The organism is Streptomyces malachitofuscus (assembly GCF_055571035.1).
This window is the reverse complement of record NZ_JBVIGA010000038.1, coordinates 1-18,547: the sequence shown is the minus strand read 5'-3', so window position 1 is coordinate 18,547 and position 18,547 is coordinate 1. Positions and strand designations below refer to the sequence as shown.

Sequence of the window (18,547 nt, the reverse complement as noted above, 5' to 3'; positions counted from 1 at the left end):
ACCGGCGGTGTGCTCATGCGTCGCCCAGCTCGCGGTCGATCAGGTCGAAGAGGTCGCCCGCGCTTTCCACCCCGGCCAGTTCCTCGTCCTCGTCGGCGGGGGTGCCGACGGCCGGGGCGACGGGCTCGCCCTGCCAGCGGGCGAGGAGATCGCGCAGCCGGGCGGTGACCTTGTCGCGGTCCTCGCCGGCCACGCCGGAGCCGTCGAGGGCGTTCTCCAGGCGGTCCATCTCGCCGAGCAGCGCCTGTGCGGTGCCGGGCGGTTCGGGCAGGGGCAGCTCGCCCAGCAGATGCCGTACCTGGGCGAGGGCGGTCGGGTGGTCGAAGACCAGGGTGGCGGGCAGCCGCAGTCCGGTGGCGGACGCGAGCCGGTTGCGCAGCTCGACCGCGGTCAGCGAGTCGAAGCCGAGCTCCTTGAAGGTCTGTTCGGGGTCGATCTCGGCGGCCGAGCCGTGTCCGAGGACGGCGGCGGCCTGTTCGGCGACCACCTCCAGGAGCAGCTGCTCGCGGTCCGCCGCGGACAGCGGGGCGAGCCGTTCGGCCAGGGTCCGCGGCGCGTGCGCGGCGGGCGCCGCGGCCGCGGCGGTGTGCGCGCGGCGGCGGGCGGGGGTGCGCACCAGGCCGCGCAGCAGCACCGGCAGCACGTCGTGGTGGGCGCGCAGCGCGGCCGGGTCGAGGTCCATCGGCAGCAGCGCGGCCCGGTCGGAGCCGACGGCCGCGTCCAGCAGGCGCATGCCGTGGGCGGCGTCGAGCGCCACCATGCCGGTGCGGGCGTGGCGTTCGCGGTCGGCGTCGCCGAGTTCCCCGGTCATGCCGGCGTCCGGCAGCCAGGTGCCCCAGGCGAGGGACGTCGCGGGCAGTCCCTGGGCGCGCCGGTGGTGGGCGAAGGCGTCCAGGAAGGCGTTGGCGGCCGAGTAGTTGGCCTGTCCCGCGCCGCCGAAGGTGCCGGCGACGGAGGAGAAGACCACGAAGCGGGCCAGGTCGAGGCCGCGGGTCAGCTCGTGCAGGGCGACCACCGCGTCCGCCTTGGGACGCATCGCCTCCGCGAGCCGCTCGGGCGTCATGGAGGACAGCACGCCGTCGGCGAGGACACCGGCGGTGTGCACGACGGCGGTCAGCGGCCGCTCGGCGGGGATGTCCGCGAGGAGCGCGGCGAGCGCGGTGCGGTCGGCGACGTCGCAGGCCGCGACGGTCACCTCGGCGCCCAGGGCGGCGAGTTCGGCCCGCAGCTCGGTGGCGCCGGGCGCGTCCGGGCCGCGCCGGCCGGCGATGAGCAGGTGCCGGACGCCGTGTTCGGCGACGAGGTGGCGCGCGGTGATCCGGCCGAGCCCGCCGAGCCCGCCGGTGAGCAGGACGGTGCCCTCGGGATCGAGCTCGGCCGGCAGGGTGAGGACCGCCTTGCCGATGTGCCGGGCCTGGCTGAGGAAGCGGAACGCCTCCGGTGCCCGGCGCACGTCCCACACGGCCATCGGCAGCGGCTTGAGCACCCCGCGCCCGAAGAGGCCGACGAGGTCGGTGAGGATCTCGCCGATCCGGTCGGGTCCGGCTTCGACGAGGTCGAAGGCGCGGTAGACGACTCCGGGGTGCTCGGCGGCGACCCGTGCGGGATCGCGTACGTCGGTCTTGCCCATCTCGAGGAACCGGCCGCCGCGCGGCAGCAGTCGCAGGGAGGCGTCGACGAACTCCCGGGCCAGGGAGTCGAGGACGACGTCGAAGCCGCGGCCGTCGGTGGCGGTGCGCAGCCGCTCCTCGAAGCCGAGGTCGCGGGAGGAGGCGAGATGCGCGTCGTCCAGGCCGGCCGCGCGCAGGGCGTCCCACTTGGCGGGGGACGCGGTGCCGTACACCTCGGCCCCGAGGTGGCGGGCGAGGTGGACGGCGGCTGAGCCGACGCCGCCGGCCGCCGCGTGCACCAGCAGGCGCTCGCCGGGCCGGAGCCCGCCGAGGTCGACCAGCGCGTAGTAGGCGGTGAGGTAGGCGATCGGGACGGTGGCGGCCTCGGCGAAGCTCCAGCCCTCGGGGATGGGCGCGACCATGCGGGCGTCGGCGATCGCGACGGGTCCGAAGGCCCCGGCGAACATGCCCATCACCCGGTCGCCGGGCGCGAGTCCGGTCACGGCGTCGCCCACCTCCGTGACGACGCCCGCGCCCTCCAGGCCGATCGCGGTGGCGTCGCCGGGGTACATGCCGAGCGCGGTGAGGACGTCACGGAAGTTGACGCCGGCGGCGCGCATCGAGAGGCGCACCTCGTTCGGCGCGAGCGGTGCGGTGACCTCCGGGCAGGGAGCGAGCCGCAGGCTCTCCAGGGTGCCCTTGCGCTCGATGGCGAGGCGCCAGGCCCCGGTGCCGTCGGGCGGGGTGAGGGCCCCGTCGGCGGCGAGCGGCACGATGCGCGGGGTGCTCACCGTGCCGTCGTGCACGGCGAGTTCGAAGGCGGTGTCGCCGAGCGCGGCGGGCAGTGCCGCCAGGGAGGGGGCGGTGCCGTCGGTGTCGGCGAGGACGAGCCGGCCGGGGTTCTCGGTGCGGGCCGCCCGCACCAGGCCCCACACGGCGGCCTGCGCCGGGTCGGCGGGCCGGGGCGGGGCGGGGACGGCGCACCGGGTCACCACGGCGAGCCGGGCATGCAGGAATGCGGGCTCCTCCAGCCAGCGCCGCACGGTGTCCAGCGCGTGGCCGGCGGTGGTGCGCGCGGTGTCGGCGAGGGCGCCCGGGGACGCCTCGGGCTCCGGATCGACGGCGGCGACCGGTACGGCGTACAGGACGGTGTCGGGGACCGCTTCGGCCTCGGCGAGGGTGTCCAGGTCCGGCACGGAGTGGGCCGTGTGCCCGGCGGCGTTCAGCGCGGCGGCCAGTTGGTCCGCCTCGGCCGCGCCGACGACGGTCCACGCGGTCGTCGTGGCGGGGGCGTCCTGGGTGGTGGACGGCTGCCACTCCAGTTCGTGCAGGCCCCGCAGGGCGGGTGCGCCGACGGTGGAGCCGGCGAGGTCACCGGTCAGTTCGCGCAGGGTGAGCGAGCCGACGGAGGCGACCGGGCGGCCTTCGGGATCGGCGAGGGCGAGTCCGATGGCCTCCGGGCCCTCCTGGACCATGCGCAGCCGCAGCGCGGAGGCTCCTACGGCGTCCAGGCGCACGTCGTTCCACGAGAACGGCAGGCGTCCGGCGTCCTCCATCGGCACGAACATCACCGCGTGCAGGGCGGCGTCCAGCAGGGCGGGGTGCAGGTCGAAGTCGTCGGCGGCAGGGGTCGCCCCGTCGGGCAGTGCGACCTCGGCGAACACCTCCGTTCCGCGCGTCCATACCCGGGTCAGGCCCTGGAACAGGGGGCCGTAGAGGTGGCCCCGGTCGGCGAACGCCTCGTAGAAGCCGTCGAGCGGCACCTCCTCGCCGTCCTCGGGCGGCCAGACGGTGAAGTCGTAGGGCGTGGCGGCCGGTTCGGCTGCGTCCGTGAGCAGGCCGCTGACGTGCAGGGTCCACGGGGTGCCGGGCTCGGCGTCGTCGGGCCGGCCGTGCACGGTCAGCGGGCGGGCGCCGGTGGCGTCCGGTGCCTCGACGCGCACCTGGACCTGCACGCCGCCCCGGTCGGGCAGGGTGAGCGGGGCCAGGATGGTGAGCTCGGCGACGTGCTCGCAGCCGGTCCTGGCGCCCGCGTGCAGGGCCAGGTCCAGGAAGCCGGTGGCGGGGAACAGGGCGGTGCTGGTGAGTGCGTGGTCCCTGAGCCAAGGGCTGGAGCCGAGCGCGAGGCGGCCGGTGAACACCTGGGTGTCCCCGTCGGCGAGTTCCACGGCCGCGCCGAGCAGCGGGTGGCTGCTCGTGCCGAGTCCCGCCGTGGTGACGTCGCCGAGCAGGACGGGCGGGCCGGGCCAGAAGCGGCGGCGCTGGAAGGGGTAGGTGGGCAGCTGGGTGATCCGGGCGCCGGTGCCGTCGAAGAGGCGGGGCCAGTCGACGCTCACCCCGTGCGCGAAGGCGCGGGCGAGGGTGTCGAGGAGTGTCTCGCGCTCGTCGCGGTCCTTGCGCAGTGCCGGGACGAACAGTGTGTGCCCGGCGTCCGGCAGGCAGCTCTGCGCCATCGCGGTGAGGGTGCCGTCGGGGCCGACCTCGACGAACCGGTCCGCGCCGAGCTCGGCGAGCGCGGCGACACCGTCGGCGAACCGCACGGCCTCCCTCACGTGGCGCACCCAGTACTCCGGGTCCTGCAGTTCGCCGGGGGCGGCGGCACGGCCGGTGACGTTGGAGACGACGGCCATGCGCGACGGCTCGTAGGAGATGCCGGCGGCGACGGCGCGGAAGGCGTCGAGCATGGGCTCCATGAGCGGCGAGTGGAAGGCGTGGCCGACGCGCAGCCGGGTGGTGCGGCGTCCCTGGGCGGCGAGCCGGGCGGCGATGCCGGTGACGACGTCCTCCGCGCCGGAGACCACCACGGAGGTGGGGCCGTTGACGGCGGCGACACCGGCGTGCGGCTGGTCCTCCAGCAGCGGCAGCACCTCGTCCTCGGCGGCCTCCAACGCGAACATGGCGCCGCCGGAGGGGAGTTCCTGCATGAGCCGGCCGCGGGCGGCGACCAGCGCGCAGGCGTCGGGCAGCGACATCACTCCGGCGACATGGGCGGCGGCGATCTCGCCGACGGAGTGCCCGGCGACGAGGTCGGGCCGTACGCCCCAGGATTCCAGCAGGCGGTAGAGGGCCACCTCCACGGCGAACAGGGCGGGCTGCGTCCACTCGGTGCGGTTCAGCCGCTCGGCGTCGTCGCCGAGGACGAGGGCGCGCAGGTCGTCGCCGAAGTGTGCGCAGACCGCGTCGAAGGCGTCCGCGTACGCGGGGTACGCCTCGTACAGTCCGCGTCCCATCCCCGGGCGCTGGGCGCCCTGTCCGGAGAACAGGAAGGCGGTCTTCCCCTCGCCGCGGTGCGTGCCGGTGACGGTGTGCGGTCCGGTGTCGCCGGTGGCGAGCAGGCGCAGTCCGTCGGTGAGTGCGGAGCGGTCGGCGCCGAGGACGACGGCGCGGTGCTCGAAGACGGCGCGGGTCGCGGTGAGCGAGAGGCCGAGTTCGGGGTCGGTGAGCCCGGGGTGCGCGGTGATGTGGTCGAGGAGCCGGGCGGCCTGGGCGCGCAGGGCGTCACGGCTGCGGGCGGACAGGACCCAGGGCACCGGTCCCGCCCACGCCCGCGGCTCCGCCTCCGCCGTCTCCTCCTCGGGTACGGCCTCCAGCACGACGTGCGCGTTGGTGCCGCTGATGCCGAACGACGACACACCGGCGCGCCGGGGGCGCTCCCCCGTCTCAGGCCATTCCCGGGCCTCGGTCAGCAGCTCCACCGCGCCCTGACCCCAGTCCACGTGCGAGGACGGCCGGTCGACGTGCAGAGTGGCCGGCAGCACGCCGTGCCGCATCGCCAGCACCATCTTCATCACGCCCGCCACACCGGCACCCGCCTGCGTGTGACCGACGTTCGACTTGACCGACCCCAGCCACAGGGGATCGTCCCCCGCGCGTTCCTGGCCGTAGGTGGCCAGCAGCGCCTGTGCCTCGATCGGGTCGCCCAACCGGGTTCCTGTCCCGTGGGCCTCCACGGCATCCACCTCACCGGCCGGCACGCCCGCGTCCGCCAGGGCGGCCCGGATGACCCGCTGCTGCGACGGACCGTTGGGCGCGCTCAGCCCGTTGGACGCACCGTCCTGGTTGACCGCCGAACCCCGCACCACCGCGAGCACCGGATGCCCGTTGCGCCGCGCGTCCGACAGCCGCTCCACCAGTAGCAGACCACCGCCCTCGGAGAAGCCCGTACCGTCCGCCGCGTCCGCGAACGCCTTGCACCGCCCGTCCGCCGCCAGCCCCTGCTGACGGCTGAAGTCCACGAACAGACCGGGTGAGGCCATGACGGTGACGCCGCCGGCGAGGGCGAGGTCGCACTCCCCCGCACGCAGGGACTGCACGGCGAGGTGGAGGGCGACCAGGGAGGCGGAGCAGGCGGTGTCGACGGTGACCGCCGGGCCCTCCAGGCCGAAGGTGTAGGAGAGCCTGCCGGAGACGACGCTGGCGGCGTTGCCGGTCAGCATGTAGCCCTCGAAGTCCTCGCCGGAGGCGGCGAGCATGCCCGTGTAGTCCTGCCCGTTGGTGCCGGCGAAGACGCCCGTGCGGCTGCCGCGCAGGGTGCGCGGGTCGACGCCCGCCCGCTCGAAGGTCTCCCAGGCCATCTCCAGCAGCAGACGCTGCTGCGGGTCCATCGCCACCGCCTCACGGGGCGAGATGTTGAAGAACGCCGGGTCGAAGCCGCCCGCGTCGGTGAGGAATCCGCCGGTGCGGGTGGAGACCGTGCCGGGCTTGCCGGGCTCGGGGTCGTGGAGGGCGTCGAGGTTCCAGCCCCGGTCCTCCGGGAACGGCACCAGGCCCTCCGCGCCGTCGAGGAGCATCCGCCACAGCTGTTCGGGGGTGCGGATGTCGCCGGGGAAGCGGCAGCCCATGGCGACGACGGCGATCGGGTCGTCGTCGGTCGCCCGGTGTGGGGCGACGTCGGTGGCGGGTGCCGTGGCGTCGGCGACCTCGGCGACCTCGGCGACCTCGGCGACCTCGGCGAGCAGGAAGTCGGCGAGGGCGCGGCAGGTGGGGTGGTCGAAGACGAGGGTGCTGGGCAGGCGCAGGCCGGTGATGCGGTTCATGCCGTTGCGCAGTTCGACGGCGCTGAGCGAGTCGATGCCCAGGTCGGTGAAGGGGCGTTCCGGTTCGACGGCGTCCGCGCCGGGATGGCCCAGCACGCCGGCCACATGGCCGCGCACGATCTGCAGGACGGCGTCGGCCCGTTCGTACGCGGGCAGGTCGGCCAGGTGGGCGCGGAGCGAGGGAACGTCGTCCACCGCGGTGCCGGCGTTCCGGCGTCCGGCGTCCAGGGCCGCGCGGGCGGCGGGCAGTTCGTCGAGCAGATGGCTGGGGCGGGGCGCGGTGAAGGACGGGGCGTAGGTGTCCCAGCGGAGGTCGGTGACGACGACGTGGGTGTCGCCGAGGTCGAGGGCCCGGCCGAGGGCGTCGCAGGCGGCCGCGGTGTCCATGGGATGGACGCCGTGACGGCGCATGCGGTCCCCGGCGTTGTCGCCGACCATGCCGCCGTCGGCCCACAGGCCCCAGGACACGGCCGTGGCGGGCAGTCCGGCGGCGCGGCGCTCGGCGGCGAGGGCGTCGAGGTAGGCGTTGCCGGGGGCGTAGTTGCCGAGTCCGGCGCCGCCCAGGACGCCGGCGGTGGAGGAGAACAGCACGAACGCGGACAGGTCGAGGTCGCGGGTGAGGTCGTGCAGGTTGCGGGCGGCGGTGGCCTTGCCGCGCAAGATGGGGTCCATGCGGTCGGGCGTGAGCGCGTCGAGTACGCCGTCGTCGAGGGCTCCGGCCGCGTGGAACACGGCGTCCAGGGGCCGGTCGGCGGGCAGTGCGGCGAGCAGGTCGGCGAGGGCGGTGCGGTCGGAGACGTCGCAGGCGGCGAGGGTGACCTCGACGCCGCGGCCGGCGAGTTCGTCGCGCAGTTCCGTGGCGCCGGGGGCGTCGGCGCCACGGCGGCCCGCCAGCACCAGGTGGGTGGCGCCGCGGTCGGCGAGCCAGCGGGCGACGTGGCCGCCGAGGGCGCCGGTGCCGCCGGTGACCAGGACGGTGCCGCGGGGCTGCCAAACCTCGGCGGGGATGTCCGCGCCGGGGGCGTGGACCAGGCGGCGGCCGTGGGCACCGGTGGCACGCAGCGCGATCTGGTCCTCCTCGCCGGGGTCGGCGAGGACGGCGGTGAGACGGGTGGCGGAGCGGGCGTCGAGGTCGGCGGGCAGGTCGATCAGGCCGCCCCAGCGGTCGGCGTGTTCCAGGGCGGCGACCCGGCCGAGGCCCCAGACGAGTGCCTGGCCGGCGTCCGGCGCGGGGTCGGCGCCGCCGACGGCGACGGCTCCGCGGGTGGCGCACCACAGGGGTGCGTCGACGCCGAGGTCGCCGAGGGCCTGGACGAGGGCGAGCGTGGCGGCGAGTCCCTGCGGGACGGCGGTGTGTTCGGGGTGGTCGCGGGTGTCGAGGGCGAGCAGGGACAGCACGCCGGCGGGCCGTCCGGAGTCCTCGGCGCCGGCGAGCAGGTCGGCGAGGGCGCTGCGGTCGGGGGCCCCGTCGGGCAGGGTGATCCGCCGGACGGTGCGGGCGCCGCCCGCGGTGAGGGCGTCGGCGACGGTGTCGGCGAGGGCGGTGTGCCCGGCCGCGTCGGCGGGGGTGACGAGCAGCCAGGTGCCGGTGAGGGTGGCCGGGCCGGTGTCGAGGGGGCTGAAGGCGATGCGGTAGCGCCAGGCGTCGGTGGTGGCGCGTTCCCTGCGGGTGCGCCGCCAGTGGGACAGGGCGGGCAGGACGCTGCTGAGGGGGGCGTCCGCGGGGAGGTCGAGGGTGTCCGTGAGGCTTTCCAGGTCCTCCTGTTCGACGGTCTCCCAGAAGCGTGCCTCCACCGGGTCGGCGGTGAGGAGGTCGCCGGCGGCGCCGGACGCCGCCTGTTCGCGGACCGTCGGCCAGTAGCGCCCGTGCTCGAAGGGGTAGGTGGGCAGGTCGGTCCGGGTGGCGCCGGTGCCGTCGAAGACCGTCTCGAAGTCGACGTCCACGCCGTGCACATGGGCCTCGGCGAGGGCGGCGAGGAACTGCCGCAGTCCGCCCTGGTCGCGCCGGAGCGAGCCGAGGACGGCGCCGTCCACGCCGGCCGCGTCGAGGGTGTCGCGCAGCCCGACGGCGAGCACGGGGTGCGGGCCGACCTCGATGAAGGTGCGGTGTCCGGCGGCGATCAGGCCGCGGACGGCCTCCTCGAAGCGGACGGTCTCGCGCAGGTTGTCGTACCAGTAGGCGGCGTCGAGTCCGGTGGTGTCCTGCCAGTCCCCGGTGAGCGACGAGCGGAAGGGGATCTCCGCCTCGTGCGGGGCGAGGCCGTCGAGGGCCTCGAGGACGGTGTCGCGGATCGCCTCGACCTGCGCGGAGTGCGAGCCGTAGTCGACGTTGACCTTGCGGGCGCGGACGCCGTCGGCGGTGAGGGCCGTGTGCAGTTCGTCCAGGGCCGCGGCCTCGCCGGAGACGACGACGGAGGCGGGCCCGTTGACGGCCGCGACGGCGAGGCGGCCGGCCCACGGCTCCATGCGGGCGCGGGTGTCGTCGGCGGACAGCGGTACGGACATCATGCCGCCGGTGCCGGCGATGCGGGTGATGGCGCGGCTGCGCAGGGCGACGACGCGGGCGCCGTCCTCCAGGGTGAGCGCCCCGGCGGCGCAGGCGGCGGCGATCTCCCCCTGGGAGTGGCCGACGACGGCGGCCGGGCGGACGCCGTGTGCGCGCCAGAGGGCGGCGGTGGCGACCATGACGGCCCACAGCGCGGGCTGGACGACGTCGACGCGGCCGAGGTCGGCGGCGTCCTGACCGCCGCGCAGCACGGCGGTCAGGGACCAGTCGACGTGCGGGGCGAGCGCCTGCTCGCAGCGGTCGATCCAGTCGGCGAACACCGGTGACTCGTCGAGGAGTTCGCGGGCCATGCCGGCCCACTGGGCGCCCTGTCCGGGGAAGACGAGGACGGGTTCCGCGCCGCCGGGCACCGCGCAGCCGACCGGGACGGGCGCGGTGAGTGGTGCGTCGGCGGCGAGGGTGGCCAGGGTCTCGTCGAGCCGCGCTTCGTCGTCGGCGAGGACGGCGGCGCGGTGGGTGAGGGCGGCGCGTCCGACGGCGAGCGTGTAGGCGACGTCGGTGAGCGGGGTTCCGGGCCGGGTGCGCAGGTGGGTGCGCAGGCGGGCGGCCTGGGCACGTAGCGCGGCGGGCGTGCGCGCGGACAGCAGGACGGGCACGGCGGGCAGGGTGGTGCGCGCGGCGGGCGGTTCGGCGGTGCCGGGGGCCTGTTCGACGATGACGTGGGCGTTGGTGCCGCTCATGCCGAAGGAGGAGACGCCGGCCCGTCGGGTGCGGCCGGTGTCGGGCCAGGGCTGTTCGTCGGTGAGCAGGCGGACGTGCCCGGCGCTCCAGTCGACGTGCGGGGTGGGGTTGTCGGCGTACAGGGTGCGCGGCAGGAGGCCTTCGCGCAGCGCCATGACCATTTTGATGATGCCGCCGACGCCGGCCGCGGCCTGGCTGTGCCCGATGTTCGACTTGAGGGAGCCCAGCCACAGCGGCCGGTCCTCGGCGCGGTCCTGGCCGTAGGCGGCGAGCAGGGCCTGGGCCTCGATCGGGTCGCCGAGGGTGGTGCCGGTGCCGTGCGCCTCCACGGCGTCGACGTCCTGCGGGGTGAGTCCGGCGGAGGCGAGCGCCTGGCGGATGACCCGCTGCTGGGACGGGCCGTTGGGCGCGGTCAGGCCGTTGGACGCGCCGTCCTGGTTGAGGGCGGAGCCGCGCACGACGGCGAGGACCCGGTGGTTGTTGCGGCGCGCGTCGGAGAGCCGTTCGAGGACGACCATGCCGACGCCCTCGGCCCAGCTGGCGCCGTCGGCGTCCGCGGAGAACGGCTTGCAGCGGCCGTCCTCGGCGAGGGCGCGCTGCCGGCTGAACTCGATGAGGGAACCGGGCGTCGACATCACGGTGACGCCGCCCGCGAGGGCGAGTTCGCACTCCCCCTGGCGCAGGGACTGCGCGGCGAGGTGCAGGGCGACCAGCGAGGAGGAGCAGGCGGTGTCGACGGTGACGGCCGGGCCCTCCAGGCCGAGCGCGTAGGAGATGCGGCCGGACAGGACGCTCGGCGAGTTGCCGGTGCCGACGTAGCCCTCGAAGTTGTCGTCGGAGGCCGCGAGGATGCTCGTGTAGTCCTGGTAGGTGACGCCGGCGAACACGCCCGTGGCGGAGCCGCGGGCCGCGTGCGGGTCGACTCCCGCGCGTTCCAGCGCCTCCCAGGTCACCTCGAGGAGCAGCCGCTGCTGCGGGTCCATGGCGAGGGCCTCGCGGGGGCTGATGGAGAAGAAGGCCGGGTCGAAGCGGCTCGCGTCGTGCAGGAAGCCGCCCTCGCGGGTGTAGACGGTGCCCGGGTGGTCGGGGTCGGGGTGGTAGAGCCGCTCGGGGTTCCAGTTGCGATCGGTGGGCAGCGGGGAGATGCCGTCCGCCCCGGCGCGGACCAGGTCCCACAGGTCTTCGGGGCCGGCGATGCCGCCGGGGTAGCGGCAGGCCATGCCGACGACGGCGATCGGGTCGTCGTCGACGGGGCGCCGTACGGCGGTGGGGGTGCCGGCGCCGGCGGTGCCGAACAGGTCGTCGGCGAGGTGCCGGGCGAGCGCCGCCGGGGTGGGGTGGTCGAAGACGAGGGTGGCGGGCAGGGTGACGCCGAGTGCGGCGCTGAGGCCGTTGCGCAGTTCGACGGCGGTCAGCGAGGTGAGGCCGAGGTCGGTGAACGGGCGCTGCGGTTCCACCTCGTCGGGTCCGCCGTGCCCGAGCACGGCGGCGACGCGGTCGCGGACGGTGGCGAGGAGGGTGCGTTCGCGTTCCGCGGCGGGCCGGGCGGCCAGGCGTTCGAGGAGGCTGCCGGGCGGCTGGGTGCGGGCGGCGGCGCGGCGGCGTACGGGCTCGGTGGCGGGCGCGGTCTCCTGGTGGCCGGCCTGCGGGGCGGCGCTCTGCGGGGCGGGTCCGGCCTGGGCCGGGCGCAGCAGCAGGGAGCCGACGGTGAGGACGGGCGCGCCGACCGCGTCGGCGGCGGTGAGGGCGAGGGTGTCCGGGCCGGTGCGCTCCAGGCGGACGCGCAAGGTGGTGGCGCCGGTGGCGAACAGCCGGGCCGGGCCGGCGGAGAAGAGCACGCGACCGTCGCCGAGGCCGTCGAACGCGCCGAGGCCCAGCGGGTGCAGGGCGGCGTCCAGGAGCGCCGGGTGCAGGTCGTGGCGGGCGGCGTCGGCGGCGGCCGACTCGGGCAGCGCGACCTCCGCGTACACGGCTGCGTCGTCCTGCCAGGCGGCCAGCAGGCCCTGGAAGACGGGCCCGTAGTCGAGTCCGGCCTCGCGCAGCCGGGCGTACAGGCCGTCGGTGGACAGTTCCCGCGCGCCGGGCGGCGGCCAGCTGGTGAGGTCGTGGGCCGGTTCGGGCGCGGTCTCGGCGGTGAGGACGCCGGTGGCGTGCCGGGTCCACTCCGCGGTGGTGTCACCGGCGGGCCGCGCGTGCACGGCGAAGGCGCGGTCACCGCGGGCGTCGGGTGCCTCGACCCGGATGTGCAGGGCGGCACCGTCGTGCTCGGGCAGTGCCAGCGGGCGTTCCAGGACGAGTTCGCCGACCTGCGGGCGGCCGGCGTGGGCGCCCGCGGCCAGGGCGAGTTCGAGCAGGGCGGTGCTCGGTACGACGGCGGTGCCCTCGACGCGGTGGGCGGCGAGCCAGCCTCCGCCGCGCGGGGTGAGGCGGCCGGTGAGCAGCAGGGTGTCGTCGACCGCGGACGGTACGACCGCGCCGAGCAGGGGGTGTCGGGCGGGTACGAGTCCCGCGGCGGCCGGGTCGCCGGACGGGGTGGGTTCGATCCAGTACGGCCGGTGCTGGAAGGCGTAGGTGGGCAGCTCGACGGGACGGGCGCCGGGGGCGACGGTGCCGAGGACGGCGCGCCAGTCGACGTCGGTGCCGTGCGTGTGCAGGGCGCCGATGCCGGTCAGCAGCGTCTCCGCGTCGTCCCGGTCCTCGCGCAGCGTGGGCACGGCGACGGGGGCCGTGCCCCGCCAGGTGCCCTGGGCGAGGGCGGTCAGGGTGGTGTCGGGCCCCAGTTCCAGCAGGCGGCCGGCGCCCCGGTCCTCGAGGGCGGCGACGCCGTCGGCGAACCGCACGGTGTGCCGCACGTGCCGCACCCAGTACTCGGGGTTGGTCAGCTCGCCGGGTTCGGCGAGGCGGCCGGTGAGGTCGGAGACGACGGGGATGCGCGGCTCCGCGTACGCGACGGAGGCCGCCACGGCGCGGAACTCCTCGAGCATCGGCTCCATGCGCGGGGAGTGGAACGCGTGGCTCACCTTGAGGCGGGTCGTCCTGCGGCCTTGCGCCGCGAAGTGGGCGGCGACGTCGAGGGCGGCGTCCTCGTCGCCCGAGACGACCACGGAGCGCGGTCCGTTGACGGCGGCGACACCGAGGACGTCCTCGCGCCCGTCGAGCAGCGGCAGCACCTCCTCCTCGGCGGCCTGCAAAGCGATCATCGCGCCGCCTTCGGGCAGCGCCTGCATGAGCCGGCCGCGCGCGGCGACGAGCCGACAGGCGTCGGGCAGGCCGAGCACACCGGCCACGTGGGCGGCCGCGATCGCGCCGATGGAGTGGCCGAGCAGGTGGGCGGGCCGCACCCCGAAGGATTCGAGGAGCCGGAAGAGGGCGACCTCGACGGCGAACAGCGCGGGCTGGGCGTACTCGGTGCGGTGCAGCGGCTCGGCGTCGGCGCCGTGCACGATCTCGGCGAGCGGGCGGGGCAGCAGCCCGTCGAAGTGACCGCAGACGGCGTCGAAGGCGTCGGCGTAGGCCGGGAACGCGTCGTGGAGGCCCCGTCCCATGCCGGGCCGCTGGGTGCCCTGGCCGGCGAAGAGGAACGCGGTGCCGCCCGCGGCGAGGGTGTTCCCGGTGACGACGGCGGGATGCGTGTCGCCGTCGGCGAGCGTCCGGAGTGCGGCCAGCAGGGCGGTCCGGTCGCGGCCCGTGGCGACGGCCCGGTGCTCCAGCGGGGCCCGGGTGAACGCGAGGGCGTGGGCGACGTCGGCGGGGTCCGCATCCGGGTGCCGGTCGAGGTGGGCGAGGAGCCGGGCGGCCTGGTCGCGCAGGGCGGGGGCGCTGCGGGCGCCGAGCAGCCAGGGGAGGGCGGCGGCCGGTCCGGTGTCTCCGGCGGTGCGGGCCGCCGGGGTGGACTCGTCGGCCGCCGGGGCCGGTTCAGTCGCCGGGGCCGGTTCGGCCGTCGGGGCCGGTTCCGCGAGGATCACGTGGGCGTTCGTGCCCGACAGGCCGAACGCGGAGACGCCCGCCCGGCGGACCCGGTCGCCCGGGGCCCATGCGATGTCCTCGGTCAGCAGGCGTACCCGTCCGCTGTCCCAGTCGACGCGCGAGGACGGCCGGCCGGCGTGCAGGCTGCGCGGCAGGGTGCCGTGCCGCAGGGCCAGGATCATCTTGATGACGCCGACGGCTCCGGCCGCGGCCTGGGTGTGCCCGAGGTTGGACTTGACGGAGCCGAGCCACAGCGGCCGGTCCCCGGCGCGCTCCTGGCCATACGCGGCGAGCAGGGCCTGGGCCTCGATCGGGTCGCCGAGGGTGGTGCCGGTGCCGTGCGCCTCCACGGCGTCGACGTCCTGCGGGGTGAGTCCGGCGGAGGCGAGCGCCTGGCGGATGACCCGCTGCTGGGACGGGCCGTTGGGCGCGGTCAGGCCGTTGGACGCGCCGTCCTGGTTCACGGCGGAACCCTCGACCACCGCCAGCACCCGGTGGCCGTTGCGGCGCGCGTCGGACAGCCGCTCGACGACGAGGACGCCCACGCCCTCCGCCCAGCCGGTGCCGTCGGCGTCCTCGGAGAACGCCTTGCAGCGGCCGTCGGGCGCGAGACCGCCCTGGACGCTGAACTCGACGAAGGCACCCGGGTCGGCCATGACGGTGACGCCGCCCGCGAGGGCGAGGTCGCACTCGCCGGACCGCAGGGACTGCGCGGCGAGGTGCAGGGCGACCAGCGAGGAGGAGCAGGCGGTGTCGATCGTGACGGCCGGACCCTCCAGACCGAGCGCGTAGGCGACACGGCCGGAGACCACGCTGCCCGCCTGACCGGTCAGCAGATGACCGCCGAGTCCCTCCGGGACCTCGGTCAGACCGGCGGCGTAGCCGGAGCTTCCGGCGCCGACGAAGACACCGGTGCGGGAGCCCTTCAGCGTGGTGGGCGCGATCCCGGAGCGCTCCAGGGCCTCCCACGAGGTTTCCAGAACGAGCCGCTGCTGTGGGTCGAGGGCCTGTGCCTCGCGCGGGCTGATGCCGAAGAAGGCGGCGTCGAAGGCGGAGGCGTCCGCCAGGAAGCCCCCGGCCGCCGTGTCACTGACCTCCCGCAGCGCCGCCAGGTCCCAGCCGCGGTCCTCGGGGAATCCGCCGGCGGTGTCACCTCCGGCGGCCAGCAGTTCCCACAACCGGTCGGGTCCGTCGATGCCGCCCGGCAGCCGGCAGCCCATGCCGACGACGACCACCGGGTCGGTGTCGGTGGCCCGCACGGTCACCTCGTGCCGCTCCTCCGCGGTCCCGAACAGGGCGTCCCGCAGGTGCGTGGCCACGGCGAGCGGCGTGGGGTGGTCGAAGACCAGGGTGGTGGGCAGGGCGACGCCCGTCTCGGCGGTGAGGTCGTTGCGCAGTTCGACGGCGGTCAGCGAGTCGAAGCCCATCTCCCGGAAGGCCCGCCCGACGGCGACGGCGGCCGGGTCCGTGTGGCCGAGCGCGGCGGCGGCACGTCGGCACACCAGGTCGAGCAGGGCGGCGTCGCGTTCCTCCGCGGTGTGCGACGCGAGCCGTTCGCGCAGGGCACCGCCCTCGCCGGAAGCAGGAGCCGAGGCCGGGGGCGCGGTCGTGTGGGACGTCAGTGCGGCGAGCAGCGGGCTGGGCCGGCCGGTGGTGAACGCGGGCCCGAACCGCTCCCAGTCCACGTCCGCCACGACCACGGTGACGTCCCGGGCGGCCAGGGCGCGGTCCAGCGCGGTCAGCGCGGCATCCGGGTCGAGCGGGCGCAGGCCGCGCCGTTCCAGCAGCGTCCGGGCGGCCTCGTCGGCGGCCATGCCGGTGCCGCCCCAGGGCCCCCAGGCCACGGACGTGCCGGCCAGGCCGCGGGCACGGCGGCGCTCGACGAGCGCGTCCAGGTGGGCGTTGGCGGCGGCGTAGGCGGCCTGTCCGCCACTGCCCCACACGCCGGCGATGGAGGAGAACGTCACGAAGGCCGACAGGCCGCTGTCGCGGGTCAGTTCGTCGAGGTGGTCGGCGGCGTCCGCCTTGGCGGCCAGCACCGCCGTGAGCCGGTCGCGGGTGTACGCGGCGATCACGTCGTCGTCGAGGACGCCCGCGCAGTGCATCACGGCGTCGACGGGATGATCGGCGAGCAGCCGCGCGACGGCGTCCCGGTCCCCCATGTCACAGGCGACCACGGTCACCCGCGCCCCGAGCGCGAGCAGTTCGTCCCGCACGCCGTCCGCGCCCGGCGCCTCGGGGCCGCGCCGGCTGGTCAACACCAGCTCCCGGGCGCCGTGTTCGACGGCCCAGCGGGCGATCCTCGTCCCGAGGGCGCCGGTGCCGCCCGTGATCAGGACGCGATCCGGTGCCGTCCACGGTGCGGTGACGTCGGGTGCGGGCGCGGTCACGAGCCGGCGGGCGTAGGCGTCGCCGCCACGGACGGCGACCTGGTCCTCGTCCCCGGCGGCGAGCACCGCGGCGGCCCGGGCGAGCGCGCGCCGGTCCGGCCGGGCAGGCAGATCGAGAAGGCCTCCCCACACGTCCGGGTGCTCCAGCGCGGCGACCCGTCCAAGGCCCCATACGGCGGCCCGCCCCGGCTCGACGGCCGCCTCGGTCCCTCCGCCCACGGCGACGGCACCGCTGGTCACCAGCCACAGCGGGGCCGTGAGCGCGGCGTCGGCATAGGCCTGCACGAGGGCGAGGGCGGTCCCGGCCTCCCACGGGCAGGAGAGCACACCGGCCAGGGGCTCCGGGTCGGCGGCCGCGGCACGCAGCAGCCCGGCGAGCGTCTCCCGCTCCGCAACGGCGTCGCAGTCCACGCGCTCGACCCCGGGCACGAACTCCTCGATACCGGGCAGCGCCGGACCGTCACCGGACTGCAGCAGCAGCCAACGCCCGGGAACCGTATGTCCGTTGGCCGGCTCCAGGCGGTCCCACCGTACGCGATGGCGCCAGGAGTCCGCCTCGGTCCGCTGCGCCTGCTCACGGTGCCAGGCGGAGAGCGCGGGCACTACTCCGTCCAGCGCGCCGCCGTCGAGGCCCAGCACACCGGCGAGTTCCTCGGCGTCGCCCCGGTCCACGGCGTTCCAGAACGCCTCCTCCCCGGCCGTCGCCACGGATCCCGGACCGGTCGCGGCGTCCGCTCCCCGGCGCGGCTCGGGCCAGTACCGGGAGCGCTGGAAGGCGTACGTGGGCAGAGGCGCGGGACGTACCCCGGCGAAGACGCCGTCCCAGCCGACCGGGACCCCGGCGGTGTGCAGCGCGGCCACGGCCGCGTACAGCGCGTCGGTCTCGGGCCGGTCCTTGCGCTGGAGGGGGCGGCAGACGACACGGTCGGCGGCGTCACCGAGCACGGTACGGGTGAGGGCGGTGAGGGTGCCGTCGGGGCCGATCTCCAGGAAACGGGTCACACCCGCGGCCGCCAGAGCGTCCACACCGTCGGCGAAACGCACCGCTTCACGAACGTGCCGCACCCAGTACTCGGCGGACGCCAACTCGCCTTCGGTGGCGAGCCGGCCCGTCACATTCGACACCACGGGGAGGGCCGGGAGTGCGTAGGTGATGCGTTCGGCCACCTCGCGGAAGGCGTCGAGCATCGGCTCCATCAACGGGGAGTGGAAGGCGTGCGAGACGCGGAGACGGGTGGTGCGCCGGCCCTGCTCCCTCAGCGTCGAGGCCACCTGCTCGACGGCCGTCTCGGCTCCGGCGAGCACCACGGCCCGGGGGCCGTTCACTGCCGCGAGGGACACCTCACCGGCAAGGTCCGCCAGGAGCGGCAGCACCTCCGACTCGGCCGCCTCGACGGCCACCATGACGCCACCCGCGGGGAGTTGCTGCATCAGCCGGCCACGCGCCACGACCAGCGCACAGGCGTCCTCCAGCGACATCACCCCGGCCACATGCGCGGCGGCGATCTCACCGACCGAGTGACCGATCAGGAAGTCCGGGCGCACACCGAAGGACTCCACCAGCCGGAACAGCGCGACTTCCAGCGCGAACAACGCAGGCTGCGTCCACTCGGTGCGGTGCAGCCGCTCGGCGTCGTCACCGAAGACGACCTCCCGCAGCTCTTCCCCGACGTGTGCGCACACCGTGTCGAACGCCTCCGCGAACACCGGGAAAGCCTCATACAGCTCGCGCCCCATACCCGGCCGCTGCGCACCCTGACCCGGGAACAGGAACGCCGTGCGGCCCTCGTCCGCCGTGCCCGTGACCGCGTGGGGGTCGGACTCGCTCCGCTCCAACGCGCTGAGGGCGGCGTGGAGTTCGGTGTCGCTACGGCCCCAGACCACAGCCCGGTTCTCGAACGCGGTACGCGTGGTGGCGAGAGCGGCACCGATCTCGGCGAGGTCGGCCTCGGGCTCGGAGCGTACGGCTTGCAGGAGACGGGTGGCCTGAGCACGGAGGGCGTCGGCGGTGCGCCCGGATAGCACCCAGGGCACCATCGGCATGGCGACGGGCTCGGCCGGCTCCACGGTGTGCTCGGGGGCCTGTTCGAGGATGACGTGGGCGTTGGTGCCACTCAGACCGAACGACGAGACACCCGCCCGGCGCGGACGATCGACATCGGGCCACACCCGCCGCTCACTCAGCAGACGTACCGCACCCGAGGACCAGTCCACATGCGAGGACGGCTCGTCCGCGTGCAACGTCGCCGGCAACACCCCGTGCCGCAACGCCTGCACCATCTTGATCACACCCGCCAC

At 75.9% G+C, this 18,547-nt stretch carries 1 protein-coding gene; it reads right to left on the bottom strand.

Going from position 1 to position 18,547, the window contains the following annotated elements:
- Positions 1 to 13: 13 nt before the first annotated feature.
- On the bottom strand, positions 14 to 18,547 hold an 18,534-nt coding region (locus ACZ44S_RS36170; protein ID WP_466937103.1), incomplete at its 5' end, for a type I polyketide synthase.